The sequence below is a fragment of the Flavobacterium segetis genome (assembly GCF_900129575.1).
Taxonomy (GTDB): Bacteria; Bacteroidota; Bacteroidia; order Flavobacteriales; family Flavobacteriaceae; genus Flavobacterium; species Flavobacterium segetis.
The window spans coordinates 1-20,270 of record NZ_FQWE01000006.1; the positions used below are offsets into that span (position 1 = coordinate 1).

The window sequence follows — 20,270 nt, forward strand, 5'->3', positions numbered from 1 at the left end:
TAGCACGACCACGATTATGCAACTTTGTTTTGTTATTGATTAATATTTCAAAGTTAAGTATTTCATATATTTCTATTCAAAGCAAAGATATGAGCAGGAATAGCTCCAAATCAATTTACTGTTTAAAAAAATTGCTTAAAATCCTTATGTACAATTCAATTCCTTTCTCGATTTCGTTCAAATAGATAAATTCGTCCGCAGTATGTGACCGCAGCGTATCTCCAGGTCCTAATTTCAAGGATTGACAGCTCAAAACCGATTGATCAGAAAGGGTAGGAGAGCCATAAGTCGAGCATCCTAAAGCAATTCCGGCTTTTACTAATCCGTGCGATTCTGGAATAGAAGACGAACTTAAATTCATAGAACGTGGCGTAACCTCTGCATTCACATTGTCTTTTACTATCTGTAAAATTTCATGATTCGTATAACGATCGTTGACACGGATATCGATAACTAAATCACATTCTGAAGGAACTACATTGTGTTGTTTTCCAGCAGAGACTTGTGTTACGGTCATTTTTACAGGGCCTAATTGCTCTGATATTTTGTCGAAACTATAGTTTTTAAACCATTCCATAATGGGAATCGTTTTGTAAATTGCATTGTCGTCATTTTGATGTGCGGCGTGACTTGGCGTTCCTTTTACTTTAACATCGAGCACCAATAAACCTTTTTCAGCTATAGCCAATTGCATAAGGGTAGGTTCGCCCACAATAGCACATTCTAGAGCCGGTAAATGTTTTAGAACACTATTTAAGCCTTTTTTACCGCTGCTTTCTTCTTCGGCTGAAGCTACCATTACGATATTGTAAGGCAGATTTTCATTATCGTAAAAATGAACAAAAGTGGCTAGCAAAGAAACTAAACAACCGCCAGCATCATTACTTCCTAAACCAAATAATTTACCATCTTTTTCGATGGCTTCAAAAGGATGGTTAGTGTAACCTTGGTTAGGCTTTACGGTATCGTGGTGCGAATTGAGTAAAAGTGTTGGTTTGTTGGCGTCAAGATGTTTATTAAAAGCCCAAACATTATTATTTTCTCTTTTGAAAGGAATGTTATTTTGTGTAAACCAATTTTCGATTAAAAGTGCTGTCTTATCTTCTTCACTTGAAAAGGAAGGCGTTTTAATTAGTACTTTTAGTAGCGCAATGGCTTCTTGTGTAAGGGTTTGAATTTTTTTCATATTTTTTTACAAAAGCGTAAAAGTTATTTTAAACCATTAAGGGAATTAAGATAATTAAGTTTTTTATTTCTTAATGAAACTTAAATTTGTTAATGGTTCAATTTTTTATAGTTGTATAGTCGTGCAAACTGAATTTTCGTTTTGCAACAGGTTGTGATGACCAATTTTTATTTTTTTAACGCCTTTGGACAAACTATTGAAACAGTTGTCTAATTTAGGAATCATGCCGGAATGAATAGCTTTTTCTTCTTTTAATTTTGAATATAATTCGGCGTTCATGTTTAAAATTACAGAACAATCATCTTCTGAATCGAATAAAACGCCCGGTTTTTCGAAGCAATAATTCAAAGTTACTTCAAAGACGTCTGAGAAGGCTATAGCTAATTCACTTGCAATCGTATCTGCATTTGTATTTAATAATTGTCCGTCCTTATCATGGGTAATTGCGCAAAAAACAGGAACGATTCCGATAGAAAGCAAAGTCTCTAATAACGGAGTGTTTATTGATTTTACATCCCCTACAAAGCCGTAATCAATTGTAGGATGGTCTCTTTTACTAGATTTAATTAAATTTCCATCTGCTCCAGAAAATCCCATCGCATTAGTATTATGAGCTTGTAATTGTGCAATGATATTTTTATTAATTTGACCAGCATAAATCATTACTACCACATCAAGCATTCGGGCATCGGTAACACGACGTCCGTCGATCATTTGCGGCAGTAAACCAATACTTTTGGCCATTTTAGTTGCGGATTTTCCGCCACCGTGAATTAGTATTTTGAGCCCTTCAATCGCAGAAAAATCAGTTAAAAATTGTTTTAATTCCTTTGGATTATCAATAATGTTTCCTCCTATTTTAATGACCTGCAGTGATTTTTTATTTTTCATTTTTCAAGATTTTTTGTAAGACTAACTGCGCTGCATACGTTCTGTTATTTGCTTGTTCAATCACAATCGAATTTTCGCTATCTAGCACTTCATCCGTTACAATTATATTACGTCGTACAGGCAAACAGTGCATAAACTTTGCATTATTGGTCAGGGCCATTTTATCTGCTATTACCGTCCAATTAGGATCAGAATTTGTAATTTGACCATATTCTTTGTAATTACTCCAGTTTTTAGCATAGATAAAATCAGCATTTTCAAACGCTTTTTGTTGGTCGTATTCAATCTTGGAACCTTTCGTGATTTCAGGATTCAATTCATACCCTTCAGGATGCGTGATTACGAAGTCTGCATCTTGCAACTGCATCATTTCCACAAAGGAGTTGGCTACAGCCTGAGGTAAAGCTTTAGGATGTGGAGCCCAAGACAAAACTACCTTCGGTTTATGTTCTGTTTTGAACTCTTCCATGGTGATAGCATCAGCAAGCGATTGCAAGGGATGTCCTGTGGCACTTTCCATATTTATAATTGGTACTGTAGCATATTTTAAGAATCCAGAAAGTACGGTTTCGGCATTGTCTTTTTCTTTGTCTGTCAATCCTGCAAAGGCTCTAATAGCAATAATATCGCAATATTGAGAAACGACTTCAGCGGCTTCCTTAATATGCTCTGATGCACTTGAATTCATGACAGCACCATCTTCAAATTCTAATGTCCAACCTTCACTAGTAAAATTCATGACTATAACGTTCATTCCTAAATTCAGCGCTGCTTTTTGGGTGCTCAAACGCGTTCTTAAACTTGGATTAAAAAATAACATCCCTAGGGTTTTGTTCTTTCCTAGTTTTTTATTTTTAAGTGGTTTGCTTTTAATTTTAATTGCTGATTTCACCCATTTAGAGAGCGAATCAATATCTTTTATTGAAGTGTAATTCATCTTTATATTATTTTGGTAAAAGGAATTTTGTTTTCTAATGCATTCATAATGAAATTATCATTTAAACCATTTACAATCCAAGTCTCTATGTTTGCAGCTTTGGCAATTGCTGCCGCTTCAATTTTAGATTGCATACCACCAGTTCCGTGAGAAGATTTATTGTCACCTACTTCTTTTTGAAGAGATTGTAGGTCTTCAACTAAAGTAATTGTTTCAGGTTTTATATCGTAGATAGATGATTTAGTGTAAATTCCATTTGTATTGGTTGCTATGATTAATACATCAACTTTTAATAAAACAGCTGCTAATGCTGCTAATTTATCATTGTCACCAAACTGAATTTCATCAGTTGCAACGGTATCATTTTCGTTAATAATCGGGATATAATTATTTTCTACTAATACATTGATCGTATTAACGATATTGACTTTTGATTGCTCTTTTTCAAAGTCGGAATAGGAGAGTAGACACTGTGAAGTGAGCAATCCTAAATCACTGAAGTTTTCATGAAAAATCCGCATTAAATGCGGTTGTCCAATAGAAGCCAACGCTTGTTTAACTACAATTTCTTTGCCTTTACTTTCCAGTTTTACAAACTGTTTTGCAGCAGCAATAGCGCCTGAGCTTACAATAATAAATTCATATTCGTCGTTTAAACCGGCTATTTGCATTCCAATATCCTCAATCTTGCCTCTTGAAATATGATTGGTTTCTCTGGTTAGTGTATTGGTACCTATTTTTAGTAATATTCTTTTTTTCGCCATTATAATTTAATTTCAAAATGGAAAGATTTAAAAATTTAAAAATTTCGTTGTTTTTATCCCTCAAATACTTCAATCTTTTAATATTTCAATTTCTATCTAATCTGTCCCTCTCCGTAAATGTACCATTTATTAGTAACGAGATGCTGTAGTCCTATTGGTCCTCTTTGATGCAGTTTGTCCGTGCTAATAGCTAGTTCCCCACCAAGACCGAATTGTCCTCCATCAGTAAACCGAGTGGATGCATTATGATAGACGGCTGCCGTATCCACATTTTCCATAAACTCTTGCGCAATACTATCATTTTTTGTTATTATGGAAGCAGAATGACCACCGCAATATTTGTTAATTTTTTCAATTGCTTCTTGATCAGAATTAGTTGTTCCTATAACGATTTTGTACTCTAAGAACTCTTCGTACCAAATCAAATCAGATTCAATTGCTTTCACTCCAGTTGCTTGTACTACGGCCTCGTCTCCTAGTACCTCAACGTTAAATAATTGAAGTTCATTAATAATTTGCTTGGCAAAAATTTCCCAATTAGGTAAATTAGCATCAATAAGTACTTTGTCCAATGCATTACAAACAGAGATATTAGATGTTTTTCCATTGATGATAATAGCCAATGTTTTATCTAAATCAGCATCTTTGTTTACGTAGACAAAATTATTTCCTCTACCGCTTACAATCACTGGGCAAGTAGCGTGTTTCTTAACAAAGTTGATAAGGTTTTCACCACCACGAGGAACAATTAAATCGACCTTTTGTGTTGGATGCTCTAAGAATGCTTGCGTTTCTTCTCGGTTGTAATTCAAATATTCTACCCAATCAGTAGCCACTTCACTATCCTTTAATGCTAGATGCCATAATTCGATAATTTTTAAATTGGACAGTAAAGATTCTTTTCCACCTTTTAGCAGAATTTTGTTACCTGATTTAAAGGCAATTCCGCCGGCTTCAACTGTAACATCTGGTCTGGATTCATAAATTATCAGGATAGTTCCAAAAGCGGCTGTTTTATTACTAATTTTCATACCGTTTTCATGCGTAAAACGAAATCTTTCCACTCCAACAGGATCATCTTGATCAGTCAATTGATTCAAAGATAAAATCATACTGTCAATCTTTGCATCATCAACTATCAAACGTTTCTCCATTGCTAGGTCAGCTCCAGAATAATTACTTAAATCCTGTTGATTTACTGTCTTTATAATGGCTCTTTCTTGCTCTAAAAGTGCTGCCATTTTGCTTAAAACTGAATTTCTTATGGTTATGGATAATAGTGTTTTCATCTTCTCATTTTTTTAGTTAGGCGTGACCTTGCAGATTGCTTCGTTATTCCTCCTCGCAACTTAGGGGCGAGCTATTCGTTCCCGCTTTTTTATAATTATCTAAAAAGCTAATCCTAAAAAGAGCTCCACTGCAATCCCTTACGCAGTTAAATTGTGTCTTAATTCAGCTAAACTTTCTTTTAAAGCTCTAATAAAAGTGTCAATCGCTTCTTTCTTGATTGTCAGTGGTGGCAGGATTCTCAGTAAATTTTTATTACTGGCACTTCCTGTAAAAATATGTTTTTCAAGAATTAATTTTTTTCGCAAGGCACTTACATCAAAATCGAATTCGACACCCAGCATTAAGCCTCTTCCTTTTACCTGGATAACTTCGGGAACACTTTTTATTTGTTCTTGAAAATAGGCAGAAATAGCGATGGCATTATCCATCAATTTCTCTTTTTCGATAATATCTAAAACGGCTATTCCCGCCGCACAGGAAAGATGATTTCCGCCAAAAGTCGTTCCTAACATTCCATATACCGCTGGAATATGAGGACTAATTAAAACGCCTCCAATAGGGAATCCATTTCCCATACCTTTTGCAATGGTAATAATATCGGGTTTGATGTTATGATGCTGAAAACCAAAAAACGCACCTGTTCTGCCATATCCAGCTTGAACTTCATCCAAGATTAAAACTACATCGTAGGTTTTACACAACTTTTCAAGCGTTTGAAAAAACGCGGTTGAAGCTTGATCTAAACCGCCAACACCTTGAATAGATTCAATTATGACTGAGGATACATCTCCTTTTTTTAATTCATTTTCTAAAGCAGCAGCATCATCGAATGCTAAGAATGTAACTTTTTGTTGCTTGTTTAAAGGCGCATTAATTTTTTCATTGTCGGTTACAGCAACCGCTGCAGAAGTTCTTCCGTGGAAAGAGTTTTTGAAGGCAATTACTCTTGATTTGCCATTAACAAAAGAAGCTAGTTTCAACGCATTTTCATTGGCCTCAGCTCCAGAACTACACAAGAATAAATCATACTTTTCACAGCCGGAAAGTTTTCCAAGCTTAGTTGCTAATTCTTCTTGAATTGGATTTTGAATTGCATTGGAATAAAAGGCTAAATGATCCAATTGATCTTTTAGTTTGGCGACATATTCTGGGTGTGTATGACCAACTGAAATGACAGCATGACCGCCATAAAGATCTAAATATTCGATTCCTTTGTCATCAGTAATGATGCAATCCAGTCCTTTTACTGGGGTGACATCGTATAATGGATAAACGTTAAATAAGTTCATTTTTAATTATTTTTGTTTAATTGTTTAGTGAATGATTTGCCTAAACTTCTAATTTATTTAATTGAATACACGTTTTTAAAATCCGCTCGGTTTCAAATGTAATCCTGTTGTTTCCTCCAATCCAAACATTAAATTCATGTTTTGAATCGCCTGGCCAGAAGCGCCTTTTACTAAATTATCAACTACGGAGGTAATCAACAACCGATTTCCTTTTTTTAGTAAACTAATAATACACTTGTTAGTTTGGACCACTTGTTTCATATTGATGTCAATTGTGGTGATTGTTACAAAAGGATGGTCTTTGTAAAAATGATCATATTTTGCAGCGACAGCTTCTAAACTTTCTTCTATTGTGGTATATAATGTGGCAAAAATTCCTCTGGCAAAATCTCCTCTGTTGGGTACGAAAATTAATTCGTTGTTATAATCAGCTTGCAATTGATTGACGCTTTGATTTATTTCTCCTAAATGTTGGTGATCAAATGCTTTGTAATGCGACATATTATTGGATCTCCAACTAAAATGCGTTGTCTCTGAGGGAGAAACTCCAGCGCCAGTGCTTCCTGTTGTGGCATTTATATGAACATCAGTAGTTAGTATTCCGGCTTGCGCCAAAGGCAACAATGCTAATTGAATAGCGGTAGCAAAACAACCTGGATTGGCAATATATTGAGCATTTTTAATAGCTACTTTATTTAATTCTGGTAAACCGTAAACAAATGAATTTCCTTTAAATGTTGCGTCTTTTGCCAAACGGAAATCATTTCCTAAATCGATAATTTTAGTTTCCGTGGCAAATTGATTTTGTTCTAAAAATGATTTCGATTTACCATGACCCAAACACAGGAAAACAACATTCACATTTGGATTCACAGTATCAGTAAAATTCATTTCAATATCACCCAGCAAATCATGATGTGCCACTGATAGTGGTTTTCCAGCATTAGTTGTGCTGTAAACAAAATCAATAGTTGCATGAGAATGAAACATCAATATTCTGATTAATTCTCCTGCTGTATATCCTGAACCACCTATTATTCCAACGTTGATCATAATTTTATTTAATTTTTGAGAATTGGTATTTACTGTGTTTTCTTGCGTGAGGGATAGATGCGGCATCCTTTTGTGAAGCGTTAGCGGAACAAAAGATACAGCTAATAGCCCGACCCGCAGTTTTTACGAAGGGTCACGCCCAAACACTTATAATTATTATATGTACGTTTCCTTATTTACCGCAGAAAATATGTTTTGCGCATTGCCTAAAATTTTGCTAAATCCTTTAGCATCGTCAGCGGTCCAGGCATTGTTCATTTCGCCATATTGACCAAAACTAGTGTTCATTAAATCATTGTCCGACTCGATTCCGTCCAACGTAAAATGATATGGTTTTAACGCCACGGTCACCGTTCCATTCACTGTTTTTTGTGTGTCTTCCAGAAAAGTTTCGATATTTCGCATCACTGGATCCAGAAATTGACCTTCATGAAATAGCATTCCGTACCAGTTTCCTAGCTGTTCTTTCCAATGCTGTTGCCATTTGCCCAAGGTGTGTTTCTCTAATAAATGGTGTGCTTTGATAATAATTAAGGGTGCAGCAGCTTCAAAACCAACTCTTCCTTTAATCCCAATTATCGTGTCGCCAACATGGATGTCTCTCCCAATGGCAAAAGCGCTCGCTAATTTTTCAAGTGCAACAATATTATTTGAGGGTTTATCCTTCTTGCCATTTACGGCAATTAATTCTCCTTTGTTAAATTCTAAAGTCACTTTTTCTTCTCCTTCTTTTTGCAATTGTGAGGGATACGCTTCACTAGGTAAAGGAAGGTTTGAAGTCAAGGTTTCTTTACCGCCAACACTAGTTCCCCAGAGTCCTTTATTGATCGAATATTGCGCTTTTTCCCATGAATATTCTACGCCATTTGCTTGTAAGTAAGCTACTTCCTCTTCTCTGGATAATTTTAAATCACGAATAGGAGTGATGATTTCAATTTCGGGAGCAATGGTTTGAAAAATTAAATCAAAACGGATTTGGTCATTTCCTGCACCCGTGCTTCCGTGAGCAATTGCATCAGCACCAACCGATTTGGCATATTTTATCGCTTCCATAGCTTGAAACACACGCTCAGCACTCACAGAGAGTGGATACGTATTGTTTTTTAGCACATTACCATAGATCAAATACTTGATCGCTTTATCATAATATTTATCTACAATGGTAAGGTTGGTATGTTGTGCACTTCCTAATTCGTAGGCTCTTTCTTCAATTGCGACTAGTTCCGCTTCGTCAAATCCTCCTGTATTGATAAGAACGGTATGAACTTGGTATCCTTTATCGTTTTTTAAATATTTCAGGCAATAAGAGGTGTCTAAACCGCCGCTGTAAGCTAATACTACTTTTTTCATTTTATTTTTTTTATCGATCAACTTAAATGATACCTCGTATCATATTTAGAGACCTATGAATTTATAATTTATATTACTTTTTCTAAGAAAATGGCTTGCTTAATTTTTCTCAATCGGTTCCAGATCCGGATATTGAATGGGTGTTTGACAGGATTTTTAGACTTTTCTTGAGGATCATAAAGCATCCCAGTGCACAAGCATAATTTATTATCTTTACTTTTTAGGATTTCATAATTAGTACAAGTTTGACATCCATTCCAGAAACTTGGATCGCTGGTCAACTCTGAAAAAGGAACTGGTTTATAGCCTAAATCGGAATTGATCTTCATTACTGCTAAGCCTGTAGTGATCCCAAATACTTTTGCTTGTGGATATTTCTCTAAGGAATAGTCAAATACAAAGGATTTAATTTTTTTGGCTAAACCTAAATTTCTATAATCTGGATGCACAATTAGTCCAGAATGGGCAACAAATTTTCCGTGTTGCCAACTTTCGATATAACAAAAACCGGCGAACTTTCCATTGTCTAACGCAATCACTGCATCTTTACTTTCCATCTTTTTTTTGATGTATTCTGGAGTTCTTTTAGCAATTCCAGTACCTCTCAAAAGGGCGGACAATTCTATAGTATCACATATTTCTTGTGAATATTTATAATGATCTTCCTGAGTTGTTATGATAGAAATATTCATTTCAAGATTTTAATTTTGAGTTAGGTAAAAGGAGATTTTTTTGTTGATCTAAAAAGACAGAATTGCATGTCAATACATTATGTATGCAGCTGAGAATAATTACGCGTATAGAAATAGTGAAACTGATCAAAAAAAGGATAGCAGTTTTAGGAAAGATTAATCCAATAAAAAATAGGGTCGAATTCAAAATAGAAAAAATGAAAATAAATAAAAATATAAGTAAACAATCGTGGAAACTATACTAATAGTGTCCGTACTTCGGGAGAAGTAGTCCGTTTGTTTGTCCGTAGAATTGGATTTATATTTAAATTTTGATTTTTCATTAGGTCAAAAGTAAACAAATTTTTGAAATGAGCTACTTAAATAGTTATTTGTAATATATTTTTATGGTATTCTCGATTTTTGCTTAAAAAAACTCCTTGATCGTTTTAAATCAAGGAGTTTTATATTAATTGAGTGATTTAATTAATTTCTAAATCTATTTTGGGTAATTATTCCTTTCAATTTTGCTTTTAAATCTTCACCGGTGTCATAAACCATCTGCTCACTACTAGGAAATTGAATCGCTCTTTTATCAAAATACGAAAAGTAATTATCGTCTGATGCTCTTCGATCTCCTTTATAAGTTGCATAAATGTTTTCAAAAACATACTCACTCGTTAAGGGAAAAGTTTTTATCAGTTGATTGTTTCTGAGGTTTATATAATCAATTTTAGCTGTAATTTGGCAAGATTTAAATTGTCTAAATTCATAAATACTAGCGTTTACTTTTTTTAAATCATCGACCATGACAACTTTTCCCTTATCATCAATAACCTCTTTTCCATTGGCGTCAATAAGTTTTTTAGTACCATCTTTAACAATTCGTTCTTTTGCAAATTCGCGCTCTTTTATTTGCTCTGGTGAAATGTATATTTGTCTGAAATTAATAATCATTCCGTAATCATAATTAGTACCCTTTTGTTTTGAACTGTGGTAAACGGTCCATCTGTCATTAAGTCCCAACGTACCAAAATCTAATAAATCGTTTTGCAATCGTACTGGAATAATCATGTTTGTTTCATTTTTAGTATAAACCCAAACAAAATCAGATCCTTTAAATTTAGATTCATCCATCAATTGAAGAACATTTTTATAGTTTGGATTTATTTTATTTAAATACTCTAAATCATCAAATGCTTTTCTGAAATTTAATTTATCAGTTGAATTCATTAAATTTTTTGCATTCGTGTATAGATAAGATGATAAAGCATTTTTACTACTTATTATTCTATCATTATAATTATCAAAAGGAAAAATCGCATTTCTTCCTTCTCTTAGAAGTTTTAACGGAAGTATGGGTTTTATATCTTCTTGTCGCTGATTTAACTGAATATAAGTGTTATATATTTTTTCTAATTGTGCAGGATTAGCATCTTTTGCAAACAAATTAACAGAATTTAAATCTCGCTCTTGAGCCTTAGCAAAAGCCTCTTCTAATAAATAAACGTAATCTTGTTTTCCTTTTTTGTCTTTATTAGTTCGCAAATTAGAAATTGCGTTATCAATTGCCTGATCATAATTTCCTGAGCTTAATAAATTTTGTGTTTGCTTTACACCACAGCCGCTGGCGATAATAAAAAAGGATAGAAGTAGAGTAATTTTTTTCATAAGCGCAATTGTTAAGAGGTTCTATTGTAATTATTATTCGATTACTTCGACAATTTATATATTTTACTAAGCCAAAAATAATGCCATAAAAAAACCTAACAAATATAAAATAGTTGCTAGGTTTAAATGTAATTATTTTATCATTTTTATTTTCGCACGAATGTAGGAAGCAGTTTGCTAGACACTTCTCCAAAACCGATTCTTACATTTTCATTTTGAGAATAACCTTTCATAATAACAGTGTCATTGTCATTTATAAATTTACGTTCAGTTCCATTATTTAATTTGACAGGATTTTTTCCTCCCCATGTTAATTCTAGCATAGATCCCAAACTATCAGGAGTAGGCCCTGAAATAGTTCCTGAACCCATCATGTCGCCTGAATTTACACGACAACCATTAGAGGTATGATGCGCTAATTGCTGACTCATAGTCCAGTACATATATTTAAAATTGGAACGTGAAATCACAGTTGGCTCTGATTTTTCTGGCTGAATAGCAACTTCTAAATGAATGTCGAAAGAATGTTTTCCTTTTTGTTGTAAGTAGGGCAGTGGTGTTGGTTCTTGCTTAGGGCCTTTGGTTTTAAAAGGTTCTAGAGCATCCATCGTAACAATCCAAGGTGATATTGATGAGGCAAAACTTTTAGCTAAGAATGGACCTAGTGGCACATATTCCCATTTTTGAATATCTCTTGCACTCCAGTCATTTAGCAAAACCATTCCAAAAATATATTCTTCGGCTTCGGTAATTAAAATATTCTCGCCCATAATGTTTACATCAGTTGTAATAAAGGCAGTTTCTAGTTCAAAATCAACTAAACGTGAAGGACCAAAAACTGGCGTTGTTTCACCAGCAGGCAAGGTTTGACCCATAGGTCTGTGTACTGGAATTCCAGATGGAACGATTGTGGAACTACGGCCGTGATAACCTACTGGAATATGCAACCAGTTTGGTAATAATGCATTGTCTGGATCGCGAAACATGGTCCCAACATTAGTTGCATGTTCCTTACTAGAATAAAAATCAGTATAATCACCTATAAGAACAGGTAGTTGCATTTCTACTTCATCCATCTTAAAAATGATCGTTTCACAATCCTTTTTATTTTCCTGCAATTTAGGATTTTCTACATCAAAAAGTTCTGCAATGCGATTACGAACTAATCGCCATGTTTTTTGACCATCTGAAATGAAATCATTTAAAGTATCTTGCATAAACATATCATCTGTCAATTCAATTCCTTCAAAATAATTTAATTGCTGCAGTGCTCCAAGGTCAATAGCAAAATCGCCTATTCTAGTTCCCACAGTTACTATATTTTCTCTTGTAAGAAAAACTCCAAAGGGTATATTTTGTATTGGGAAATCACTGTTTGAAGGGACTTCTAACCATGATTTTCTGTTTGTATCGTTAGCTGTTATTGGCATATCTTGTTAATTAATTTGTTAAAAAATAACTCATCAAATATATTATAATCTAACTATTAACCAAACGTTTTTTCGTATTTTTGCATCAAATTAACGAAAATCAAAAAAATGCAACGCGACGAACAAATTTTTGACCTTATTCTAGAAGAACAAGAAAGACAAATTCACGGATTAGAACTTATCGCTTCAGAAAACTTTGTAAGTGACGAAGTAATGGAAGCGGCTGGTTCAGTGCTAACTAATAAATATGCTGAAGGATATCCTGGCAAAAGATACTACGGAGGTTGCGAAGTAGTTGATGTTGTGGAGCAAATTGCTATAGATAGAGCCAAAGAGTTATTTGGTGCTGAATATGCTAATGTGCAACCACACTCTGGATCTCAAGCTAATACTGCAGTTTACCATGCTTGTATTAAACCTGGTGATAAAATTTTAGGTTTTGACTTAGCTCACGGTGGTCACTTGACTCACGGTTCTCCCGTCAACTTTTCAGGACGTTTGTACACGCCATCTTTTTATGGTGTTGACAAAGAAACTGGATTATTAAATTACGACAAAATTCAAGAAATAGCAACTAGAGAGCAACCAAAATTAATTATTGCTGGAGCTTCGGCTTATTCTCGTGATATGGATTTTGAACGTTTTAGAGTAATTGCTGACAGTGTAGGTGCTATATTATTAGCTGATATTTCTCATCCGGCTGGCCTTATTGCTAAAGGTTTGATGAACGATCCTTTACCACATTGTCATATTGTAACAACAACAACTCACAAAACATTACGTGGTCCTCGTGGTGGTTTAATCATGATGGGGAAAGATTTTCCAAACCCATTTGGTGCAACAACTCCAAAAGGAGAAATAAGAATGATGTCTTCATTGTTAGATTTAGCTGTTTTCCCTGGAAATCAAGGTGGTCCATTAATGCACATTATTGCTGCTAAAGCTGTAGCTTTTGGTGAAGCATTAAAAGATGAATTTTTTACGTATGCTTTACAATTACAAAAGAACGCAAATGCTATGGCAGATGCTTTTGTAAAAAGAGGATACGAAATTATTTCTGGCGGGACTGACAATCACATGATGTTGATCGATTTAAGAAATAAAAATATTTCTGGTAAAGATGCTGAAAACGCACTAGTGAAAGCAGAAATCACAGTAAATAAAAATATGGTTCCATTTGATGATAAATCTCCATTTGTTACTTCGGGAATTCGTGTAGGTACTGCAGCAATTACTACTCGTGGTCTTGTAGAATCAGACATGGAAACTATTGTTGATTTAATCGACAGGGTTTTAGTAGATCATACTAATGAAGACGTTATCGAGGCGGTTGCTAATGAAGTTAACGAAATGATGAGCGAAAGAGCTATTTTCGTATATTAAATAACTTTTGTTTAAAGTTTAAGGTTTAAAGTGGTGTTTTGCAGTAATGTATGACGCAATTTTAAACTTTAAACTTTTTTATTTTTACATTAACCTGAAACTTTAAACAAATTTTCAATGTCTGTACTTAGATTAAAATTGCCAACAGATCCTAGATGGGTGAATATTGTAGAAAAAAATATTGAGGAAATATTGACGGATCACGCTTGGTGTGAACAAAAAGCAGCTACAAACGCAATTACAATTATCACTAATAACTCTGAGCATCAAGATTTAGTTCAGGATTTATTGGCTTTAGCCAAAGAAGAAATTGATCATTTTGAGCAAGTTCATAATATAATCATCAAACGTGGACTAAAGCTAGGACGAGAACGTAAAGACGATTATGTAAATGAGTTGTATTTGTACATGAAAAAGAATGGAAATGGTAGCCGAGTTTCTAGTTTAGTAGAGCGTTTACTTTTCTCGGCAATGATTGAGGCCAGAAGTTGCGAACGTTTTAAAGTACTTTCTGAAAACATTCAAGATGAAGAGTTGTCAGTATTCTACAGAGAATTGATGGAAAGTGAAGCGGGACATTACACTACTTTTATTACTTATGCTCGAAAATACGGAAATGGAATTGACGTAGAAAAAAGATGGCGAGAATGGATTGAATTTGAAGCTTCTGTGATCGAAAATTATGGTAAAAGCGAAACGATTCACGGATAATTAGTTTTACATTCCTGATAGAAAGATAATGCTTGACCTTAAGTCTTTTATTTATTCAACGGAATTATGTAAGAATAAAACCAAAGTTACACTTCTTATTTTTGTATATTTATAGTTCAATTAATTTGAATTTCTAAAGTTAAATAAGGAGTAAAATGAGTTCTAGAATAGCATCATTAGTGGTTTTGGTAATTGTCTCTATATATTCTTGTTCCAAAAAGGAATCGGAAAAAATCAAACCAACAATCGGCGATGTTACAGAAAGTGTTTACGCATCGGGAGTTGTAAAAGCGGAAGGTCAATACACCGTTTATGCTACTGTTAACGGAACACTACAAAAAGTAAATGTCATCGTTGGTCAATCTATTAATAAAGGTCAAACGCTTTTTGAATTAGAAAGTGACAAAGCAGAAATCAATACAGAAAATGCTCAATTGGCCTATCAATTAAGTTTAGAAAGTAGCAGATTCATCCAAGATAAAATCGCTGAAATGGTACTGAAAGTTCAATCTGCTAAAGATAAATTAGCATTAGATGAATCTATTTTCAACCGAAATAAAAATGTAATCAAACAAGGTGGTATTTCTCAAGTTGATTTTGAAAGAGTGGAACTTAGTTATAAAAGTTCGAAAATTAATTACGAATCTTCTCAAAAACAATTGACGCAATTAAGAGCGCAGTTGAAAAATGATCAGAGCAGAAATGCAAATAATCTCAGATTAAACCAGCAATCCCAAAATGATTTTTTTATAAAAAGTGCATTCTCTGGACAATTATTCGATATTTTAGTCAAGGAAGGTACTTTGATCACTCCACAAATTCCTTTAGCAATTATTGGTCAAACGAATTCTTTTTTATTAGAACTCGAAGTAGATGAAAACGACATGGTTCGTGTCCAACTTGGACAAAAAGTACTTGTAACTATGGACAGCTATAAAGGAAAAGTTTTTGAGGCCAATGTAGATAAAATTTATCCTATTATGGATGAGCGTTCCCGTACATTTAAAATTGAAGCGCACTTTATTTATCCACCAGTAAAATTATACCCAAATCTTACTGCTGAAGCCAATATTATTATCCAAATTAAGAAAAATGCTATCACCATTCCAAAGGCCTATTTAATTGACGGCAAATATGTGTTAGTAAATGAAAAGGAGAAAAGAGAGGTGAAAACTGGTTTAAGCGACTATGAAAAAGTAGAAATTTTAGACGGATTAAAAGCCGATGAAATGATTTATAAAGCTAAACAATGAATACAAAGCTAATCTTAAATATAGCCCTTCATTTGCTTCGAGCTCGACTAAAACAAACCATTGTTGCAGCAGTTGGAGTAACGTTTAGTATTGCTATGTTTATTGCTTTAGTAGGTTTTATGAATGGATTAAACGGTTTATTAGATGGATTAATGATGAATAGAACTCCTCATGTTTTACTCTATAACGAAATAAAACCATCAGAGAATCAACCTATATTTTTATCCAAGGAATTTAAGGATAAAACAAATTTTTTAGGTTCCATTAAACCAAAAAACATCGGTTTATCCATTTACAATAGTAAAACTATTATTGCTGTTTTAAAAAAAGATTCCCGAGTTATTGATGTGGCACCGAAGGTTACTTTACCCGTTTTTTTCAATACGGGAACTATCGAAATATCTGGTATTATTAATGGTATTGATGTTTTATCAGAAGATAAATTATTTAAAATTAGCGATAATATTATAGAAGGAAAAGTTGCCGACTTGCTGCAAAACAATAGTATTATTATTGGAAAAGGTTTATCAGATAAAATGTTGCTTACTATAGGCGATATTATTAAAATTACGACTGCTAAAGGGAATTTAGCTTCACTTAAAATTGTAGGTATCTCAGAAATTGGAATAGCAGAAATTGATAATACGATGAGCTACACATCATTAAACACTGCTCAAAAGATGTTAGGTGAACCCACCAATTATATCACCGATATTCAGGTTAATTTGTACGATATCGAATCGGCTCTCACTGTTTCGAAAGAATTTAAAGACAAATTTGTGGTTGATGCGATTGATTTTAAAACGGCTAATTCTCAGTTTGAAACAGGAAGTTCAGTGCGAAGCATTATCTCTTATGCAGTAGGATTCGTGCTTTTGACCGTTGCAGGTTTTGGAATTTACAATATTTTAAACATGATGATTTATGAAAAAATGGATAGTATTGCAATACTAAAAGCGACTGGGTTTTCAGGAAATGACGTAAAATGGATTTTTATATCGCTGTCAGTAATTATCGGACTTGCTGGAGGAACTTTAGGTCTAGTATTTGGTTATATTTTCTCCTCCATCATAGATTTAATTCCTTTTAAAACAGCTTCATTGCCTACTGTAACAACTTATCCAATAGATTATAACCCTATTTATTATGTAATAGGAATTGTGTTTGCATTATTTACAACAATCATTGCCGGACTTTTTCCAGCCTTAAAAGCGAGTAAAGTAGATCCAGTGTCCATTATTCGAGGTAAATAAATATGGAAAATAACACAATTTTAGAGACAATTGGCTTAAGCAAATATTTTTATGACCCTGTGAAATTTCAGGTACTAAAAGAAATTGACTTGAAAATAAATCATGGCGAATTTATTTCTGTAGTCGGCAAATCAGGTTGTGGAAAATCAACTTTGTTGTATTTGCTTTCTACTATGGATACTGATTATGAAGGTAAGATCTTGATTGATAACCAACTTGTGACAGGAAAAACGGATAAGGAATTAGCAATTATCAGAAATGAAAAAATAGGTTTTGTTTTTCAATTTCATTACTTGTTAGCTGAATACTCTGCATTGAAAAATGTGATGCTTCCTGGAATGAAATTAGGTAAATATTCAAATGAGGAATTAGAGCATCGAGCTATGGAACACTTAAAAACCTTAGACATGGGCGATCAAGCTCTTAAAATGACTAATCAATTGAGTGGCGGACAGAAACAGCGTGTTGCGATTGCGAGAGCTTTAATCAATGATCCTGTTTTAATTATGGGCGATGAACCTACAGGCAATTTAGACAAAAAAAATAGTGACTTGGTTTTTGATATTTTTAATAAATTGACACAAGAGGAAAATCAGACTTTGCTAGTGGTAACCCACGATAACGACTTTGCTGAAAGAACTAATAGAATTATAACCATGGAAGATGGGAAAATAATTTCCTAGTTCACTATAATATCATGTTTGTAAAGCAATCCTTTTACACTTTCTAAAGAAAAAATTGCTTTCTTAATTTTTGTTTTGGTGGGATCAATCGTGTAATTGTAGCTCGTTTGAAAATTAGCTTTATTAGCTATCGCTTTTGCAAACTCGCTTCGGTACAAATCACAATTGTCAAAAACTACTTCTGTTAAATCAGTATTCATAAAATCCACTGCAATCAAACTACAGTTAGTGAAAGATGTTCTTTTTATTTTTAGCGTATAAAATTTGGAGAAATCTAAAATACAATCATTAAATGCAATTTCGAAAATCAGCTTATCGCACATTGCAAAATTCACCTCTTTGATTTCGCAATGATTAAATATTACCGTTCTAAAGGCCACATAATTAATTTTGGCCTCGCTAAAAATACAGTCGTTAAATGTGCAATCAATAAAAGTAACTGCCACAAAAACGCAATGTGAGAAATTACAATTGGAAAACGTACAAGATTCAAATTCCTTAAAGTTGACTTCCTCTTCAGTGTAAGTAATGTTTTTGTATTCAATATCAAGAAAATATTCTGGCATTTTGTAATTTTAAATTTAATAGCAGCAAAGAAACAAATTCTAAACGGCTATTATATAATAATTACTTATGATTAAACTCTTTCGTAATCGCCTTTCCAGTTTTTAATTGATTTTTTTATATCATCACCTGAAAGATTTTCGATTAGTGCTTTTTGAGTTAAATCAGGAAGTTCCTCATCGGGTGCAAATCGTAACGCAAATATTTGATAATCAGTAAGTTTATTTTCGATTTCCTCAAATCGTTTTCCCGTTGCGGCGAGATAACGATATCGTAATTCTATCCGTACAATTCGGTTTTGAAGTGTTAAGGCATAATGTTGACGAAGCATAAACGCTAAACAAAAAAGTACAGCAAAGACGACACTTATAAATGACCATATTACTGTATCTGAAGTTGTAAGGGCAAAATAAATACTGCAGGATAAAAATGCCATTATTACGGGATAGTAAACAAAATGATGCGGAGGATAAAAGCGGATATGATTTTTGTAAGATTGCGTTTTCATTTTTTATTGTTTTTCTAAAGATACTCAAAAACTTATAATTTATATAAAAGAGTTGAGTTGAAAAAGTTTTGCCGAGATAAATTAAAAAATATGTTTTTATTTTTAAGATAATTTACCAATGAATAATTCTTAGATTTTATGCTAAAAGCAATCAATGTTTTTAAATCTAAAGAGAATTTTACTTTAAGATATAGAACACTTATGAAGACAGGTCTTATAATTCGCGTTATTTTTTGATTAGTTATAGAACTATTTCAAATAAAATTATATAATTATTGTGAGTCATAAATCAGTATAAGGTATAATAATTTCTTAATTTTAGTAAAAATTAAAATTATGATACAAACGAAGGGATATGCCGTTCAGGATAAAAAAACAGATTTAGCTCCTTGGAGTTTCGAGCGCAGAGAGGTAGGACCACATGATGTACAATTTGACATTCAATTTTGTGGGGTTTGTCACAGCGACCTGCATCAGATAAAAGATGATTGGGGCGGATCTATTTTTCCTATGGTTCCTGGTCATGAAATTGTTGGTAAAGTTGTGAAAGTCGGAAGTCATGTCAAAAAATTTAAAGTTGGTGACCTTGCGGGAACGGGCTGTTTAGTTGATTCTTGTAGAAAATGCGAAAACTGTAAAGAAGGCTTAGAGCAATTTTGTTCTAATGGAAGTACGGGAACCTACAACGCCTTAGAACAGGATGGAAAAACTCCAACTTACGGAGGTTATTCGAATACAATTGTAGTTCATGAAGATTTTGTGCTTCACATTTCAGATAAATTAGATTTAGCTGCTGTTGCTCCGCTGCTTTGTGCAGGAATTACAACGTACTCTCCATTAAGACATTGGAAAGTTGGGAAAGGGCATAAACTAGCCGTTTTAGGCTTGGGCGGTTTAGGGCACATGGCAGTAAAATTTGGAGTTGCATTTGGAGCAGAAGTCACTGTACTAAGTACTTCACCTGAAAAAGAGGCAGATGCTAAAAAACTAGGAGCACATAAGTTTATTGTAACTAAAGATGCAGAACAATTAAAAAGTGTAACTGGCTATTTTGATTTTATTCTGGATACTGTTTCTGCGCCACATGATTTGAATTTATATCTTTCTTTATTACGAGTAAACGGAGTTCACATTTGCGTGGGAGTGCCACCAACACCTTATGAAATTCATGCATTTAGTTTGATAGGAGGAAGAAAAAGTTTAGCGGGTTCACTTATCGGTGGGCTGCCAGAAACTCAAGAAATGCTTGATTATTGTGCAGAACATGATATCGTTTCAGATATTGAAATGATAGATATCAAAAATGTTCATGAAGCTTACGATCGAATGATCAAAGGAGATGTGCGCTATCGTTTTGTAATTGATATGGCAACCCTGTAAAAT

Annotated in this window: 19 protein-coding genes; 6 read left to right on the forward strand and 13 right to left on the reverse strand. The window is 33.7% G+C overall.

Features of this window, described 5'->3' with window-relative positions; all coding sequences use genetic code 11:
- Positions 1–115 precede the first annotated feature (115 nt).
- The 11 genes from BUA99_RS09645 to fahA all read right to left on the reverse strand — a co-directional run bounded on the left by BUA99_RS09645 (position 116) and on the right by fahA (position 12,532).
- Positions 116–1,186, reverse strand: coding sequence for a M20 family metallo-hydrolase (locus tag BUA99_RS09645; protein WP_072991494.1), 1,071 nt, complete (start codon positions 1,184–1,186; stop codon positions 116–118).
- Between the two features lie 105 nt (positions 1,187–1,291).
- Entirely contained in the window at positions 1,292–2,077 is a 786-nt protein-coding gene (gene argB / locus BUA99_RS09650; protein ID WP_072991497.1) for an acetylglutamate kinase, read from the reverse strand.
- On the reverse strand, positions 2,067–3,014 hold the full coding sequence (locus BUA99_RS09655; RefSeq protein WP_072991499.1) for an N-acetylornithine carbamoyltransferase: 948 nt from the start codon (positions 3,012–3,014) through the stop codon (positions 2,067–2,069). Before BUA99_RS09655 ends, argB begins: the two co-directional genes overlap by 11 nt.
- 2 nt (positions 3,015–3,016) lie before the next feature.
- Positions 3,017–3,778, reverse strand: a complete 762-nt coding sequence (gene proB / locus BUA99_RS09660; RefSeq protein ID WP_072991502.1) for a glutamate 5-kinase — start codon at positions 3,776–3,778, stop codon at positions 3,017–3,019.
- A 92-nt stretch (positions 3,779–3,870) separates the two neighbouring features.
- On the reverse strand, positions 3,871–5,067 hold the full coding sequence (locus tag BUA99_RS09665; protein WP_072991505.1) for a glutamate-5-semialdehyde dehydrogenase: 1,197 nt from the start codon (positions 5,065–5,067) through the stop codon (positions 3,871–3,873).
- A gap of 138 nt (positions 5,068–5,205) precedes the next feature.
- Complete coding sequence (locus BUA99_RS09670; RefSeq protein WP_072991507.1) at positions 5,206–6,357, reverse strand: aspartate aminotransferase family protein; 1,152 nt, start codon at positions 6,355–6,357, stop codon at positions 5,206–5,208.
- 75 nt (positions 6,358–6,432) lie between these two features.
- Complete coding sequence (gene argC, locus BUA99_RS09675; protein WP_072992100.1) at positions 6,433–7,410, reverse strand: N-acetyl-gamma-glutamyl-phosphate reductase; 978 nt, start codon at positions 7,408–7,410, stop codon at positions 6,433–6,435.
- A 156-nt stretch (positions 7,411–7,566) separates the two neighbouring features.
- Entirely contained in the window at positions 7,567–8,760 is a 1,194-nt protein-coding gene (locus tag BUA99_RS09680; protein ID WP_072991509.1) for an argininosuccinate synthase, read from the reverse strand.
- Between the two features lie 68 nt (positions 8,761–8,828).
- Positions 8,829–9,452: a GNAT family N-acetyltransferase gene (locus tag BUA99_RS09685; protein WP_084673520.1), complete on the reverse strand. Its 624-nt coding sequence runs from the start codon at positions 9,450–9,452 to the stop codon at positions 8,829–8,831.
- A 465-nt stretch (positions 9,453–9,917) separates the two neighbouring features.
- A complete protein-coding gene (locus tag BUA99_RS09690) occupies positions 9,918–11,102 on the reverse strand; it encodes a hypothetical protein (RefSeq protein WP_072991512.1) in 1,185 nt (394 codons plus the stop codon).
- Positions 11,103–11,248: 146 nt separating this feature from the next.
- A complete protein-coding gene (gene fahA / locus BUA99_RS09695) occupies positions 11,249–12,532 on the reverse strand; it encodes a fumarylacetoacetase (RefSeq protein WP_072991514.1) in 1,284 nt (427 codons plus the stop codon).
- 108 nt (positions 12,533–12,640) lie between these two features.
- On the opposite strand from fahA, the gene glyA reads away from it, so the two are divergent.
- From glyA to BUA99_RS09720, 5 genes are all read left to right on the forward strand, one after another.
- The gene (gene glyA / locus BUA99_RS09700; protein WP_072991516.1) at positions 12,641–13,915 is read left to right on the forward strand and encodes a serine hydroxymethyltransferase; all 1,275 of its coding nucleotides are present in this window, start codon (positions 12,641–12,643) and stop codon (positions 13,913–13,915) included.
- Between the two features lie 117 nt (positions 13,916–14,032).
- Positions 14,033–14,626 carry a MiaE family protein gene (miaE, locus tag BUA99_RS09705; protein ID WP_072991518.1) on the forward strand — a complete coding sequence of 198 codons (594 nt, stop codon included), beginning with the start codon at positions 14,033–14,035 and terminating at the stop codon, positions 14,624–14,626.
- A 155-nt stretch (positions 14,627–14,781) separates the two neighbouring features.
- Positions 14,782–15,879: an efflux RND transporter periplasmic adaptor subunit gene (locus tag BUA99_RS09710; protein ID WP_072991521.1), complete on the forward strand. Its 1,098-nt coding sequence runs from the start codon at positions 14,782–14,784 to the stop codon at positions 15,877–15,879.
- The gene (locus BUA99_RS09715; protein WP_072991523.1) at positions 15,876–17,132 is read left to right on the forward strand and encodes an ABC transporter permease; all 1,257 of its coding nucleotides are present in this window, start codon (positions 15,876–15,878) and stop codon (positions 17,130–17,132) included. Before BUA99_RS09710 ends, BUA99_RS09715 begins: the two co-directional genes overlap by 4 nt.
- Before the next feature lie 2 nt (positions 17,133–17,134).
- On the forward strand, positions 17,135–17,815 hold the full coding sequence (locus BUA99_RS09720; protein ID WP_072991526.1) for an ABC transporter ATP-binding protein: 681 nt from the start codon (positions 17,135–17,137) through the stop codon (positions 17,813–17,815).
- On the opposite strand, the gene BUA99_RS09725 is transcribed toward BUA99_RS09720, so the two are convergent.
- Positions 17,812–18,381: a pentapeptide repeat-containing protein gene (locus BUA99_RS09725; RefSeq protein ID WP_072991528.1), complete on the reverse strand. Its 570-nt coding sequence runs from the start codon at positions 18,379–18,381 to the stop codon at positions 17,812–17,814. The two genes, BUA99_RS09720 and BUA99_RS09725, sit on opposite strands and share 4 nt — an antisense overlap.
- A gap of 71 nt (positions 18,382–18,452) precedes the next feature.
- Positions 18,453–18,887 carry a DUF6526 family protein gene (locus BUA99_RS09730; RefSeq protein ID WP_072991531.1) on the reverse strand — a complete coding sequence of 145 codons (435 nt, stop codon included), beginning with the start codon at positions 18,885–18,887 and terminating at the stop codon, positions 18,453–18,455.
- Positions 18,888–19,223: 336 nt separating this feature from the next.
- Here BUA99_RS09730 and BUA99_RS09735 point away from each other — a divergent pair, with 336 nt between their 5' ends.
- Positions 19,224–20,267, forward strand: a complete 1,044-nt coding sequence (locus tag BUA99_RS09735) for an NAD(P)-dependent alcohol dehydrogenase (protein WP_072991534.1) — start codon at positions 19,224–19,226, stop codon at positions 20,265–20,267.
- The last annotated feature ends 3 nt before the right edge of the window (positions 20,268–20,270 follow it).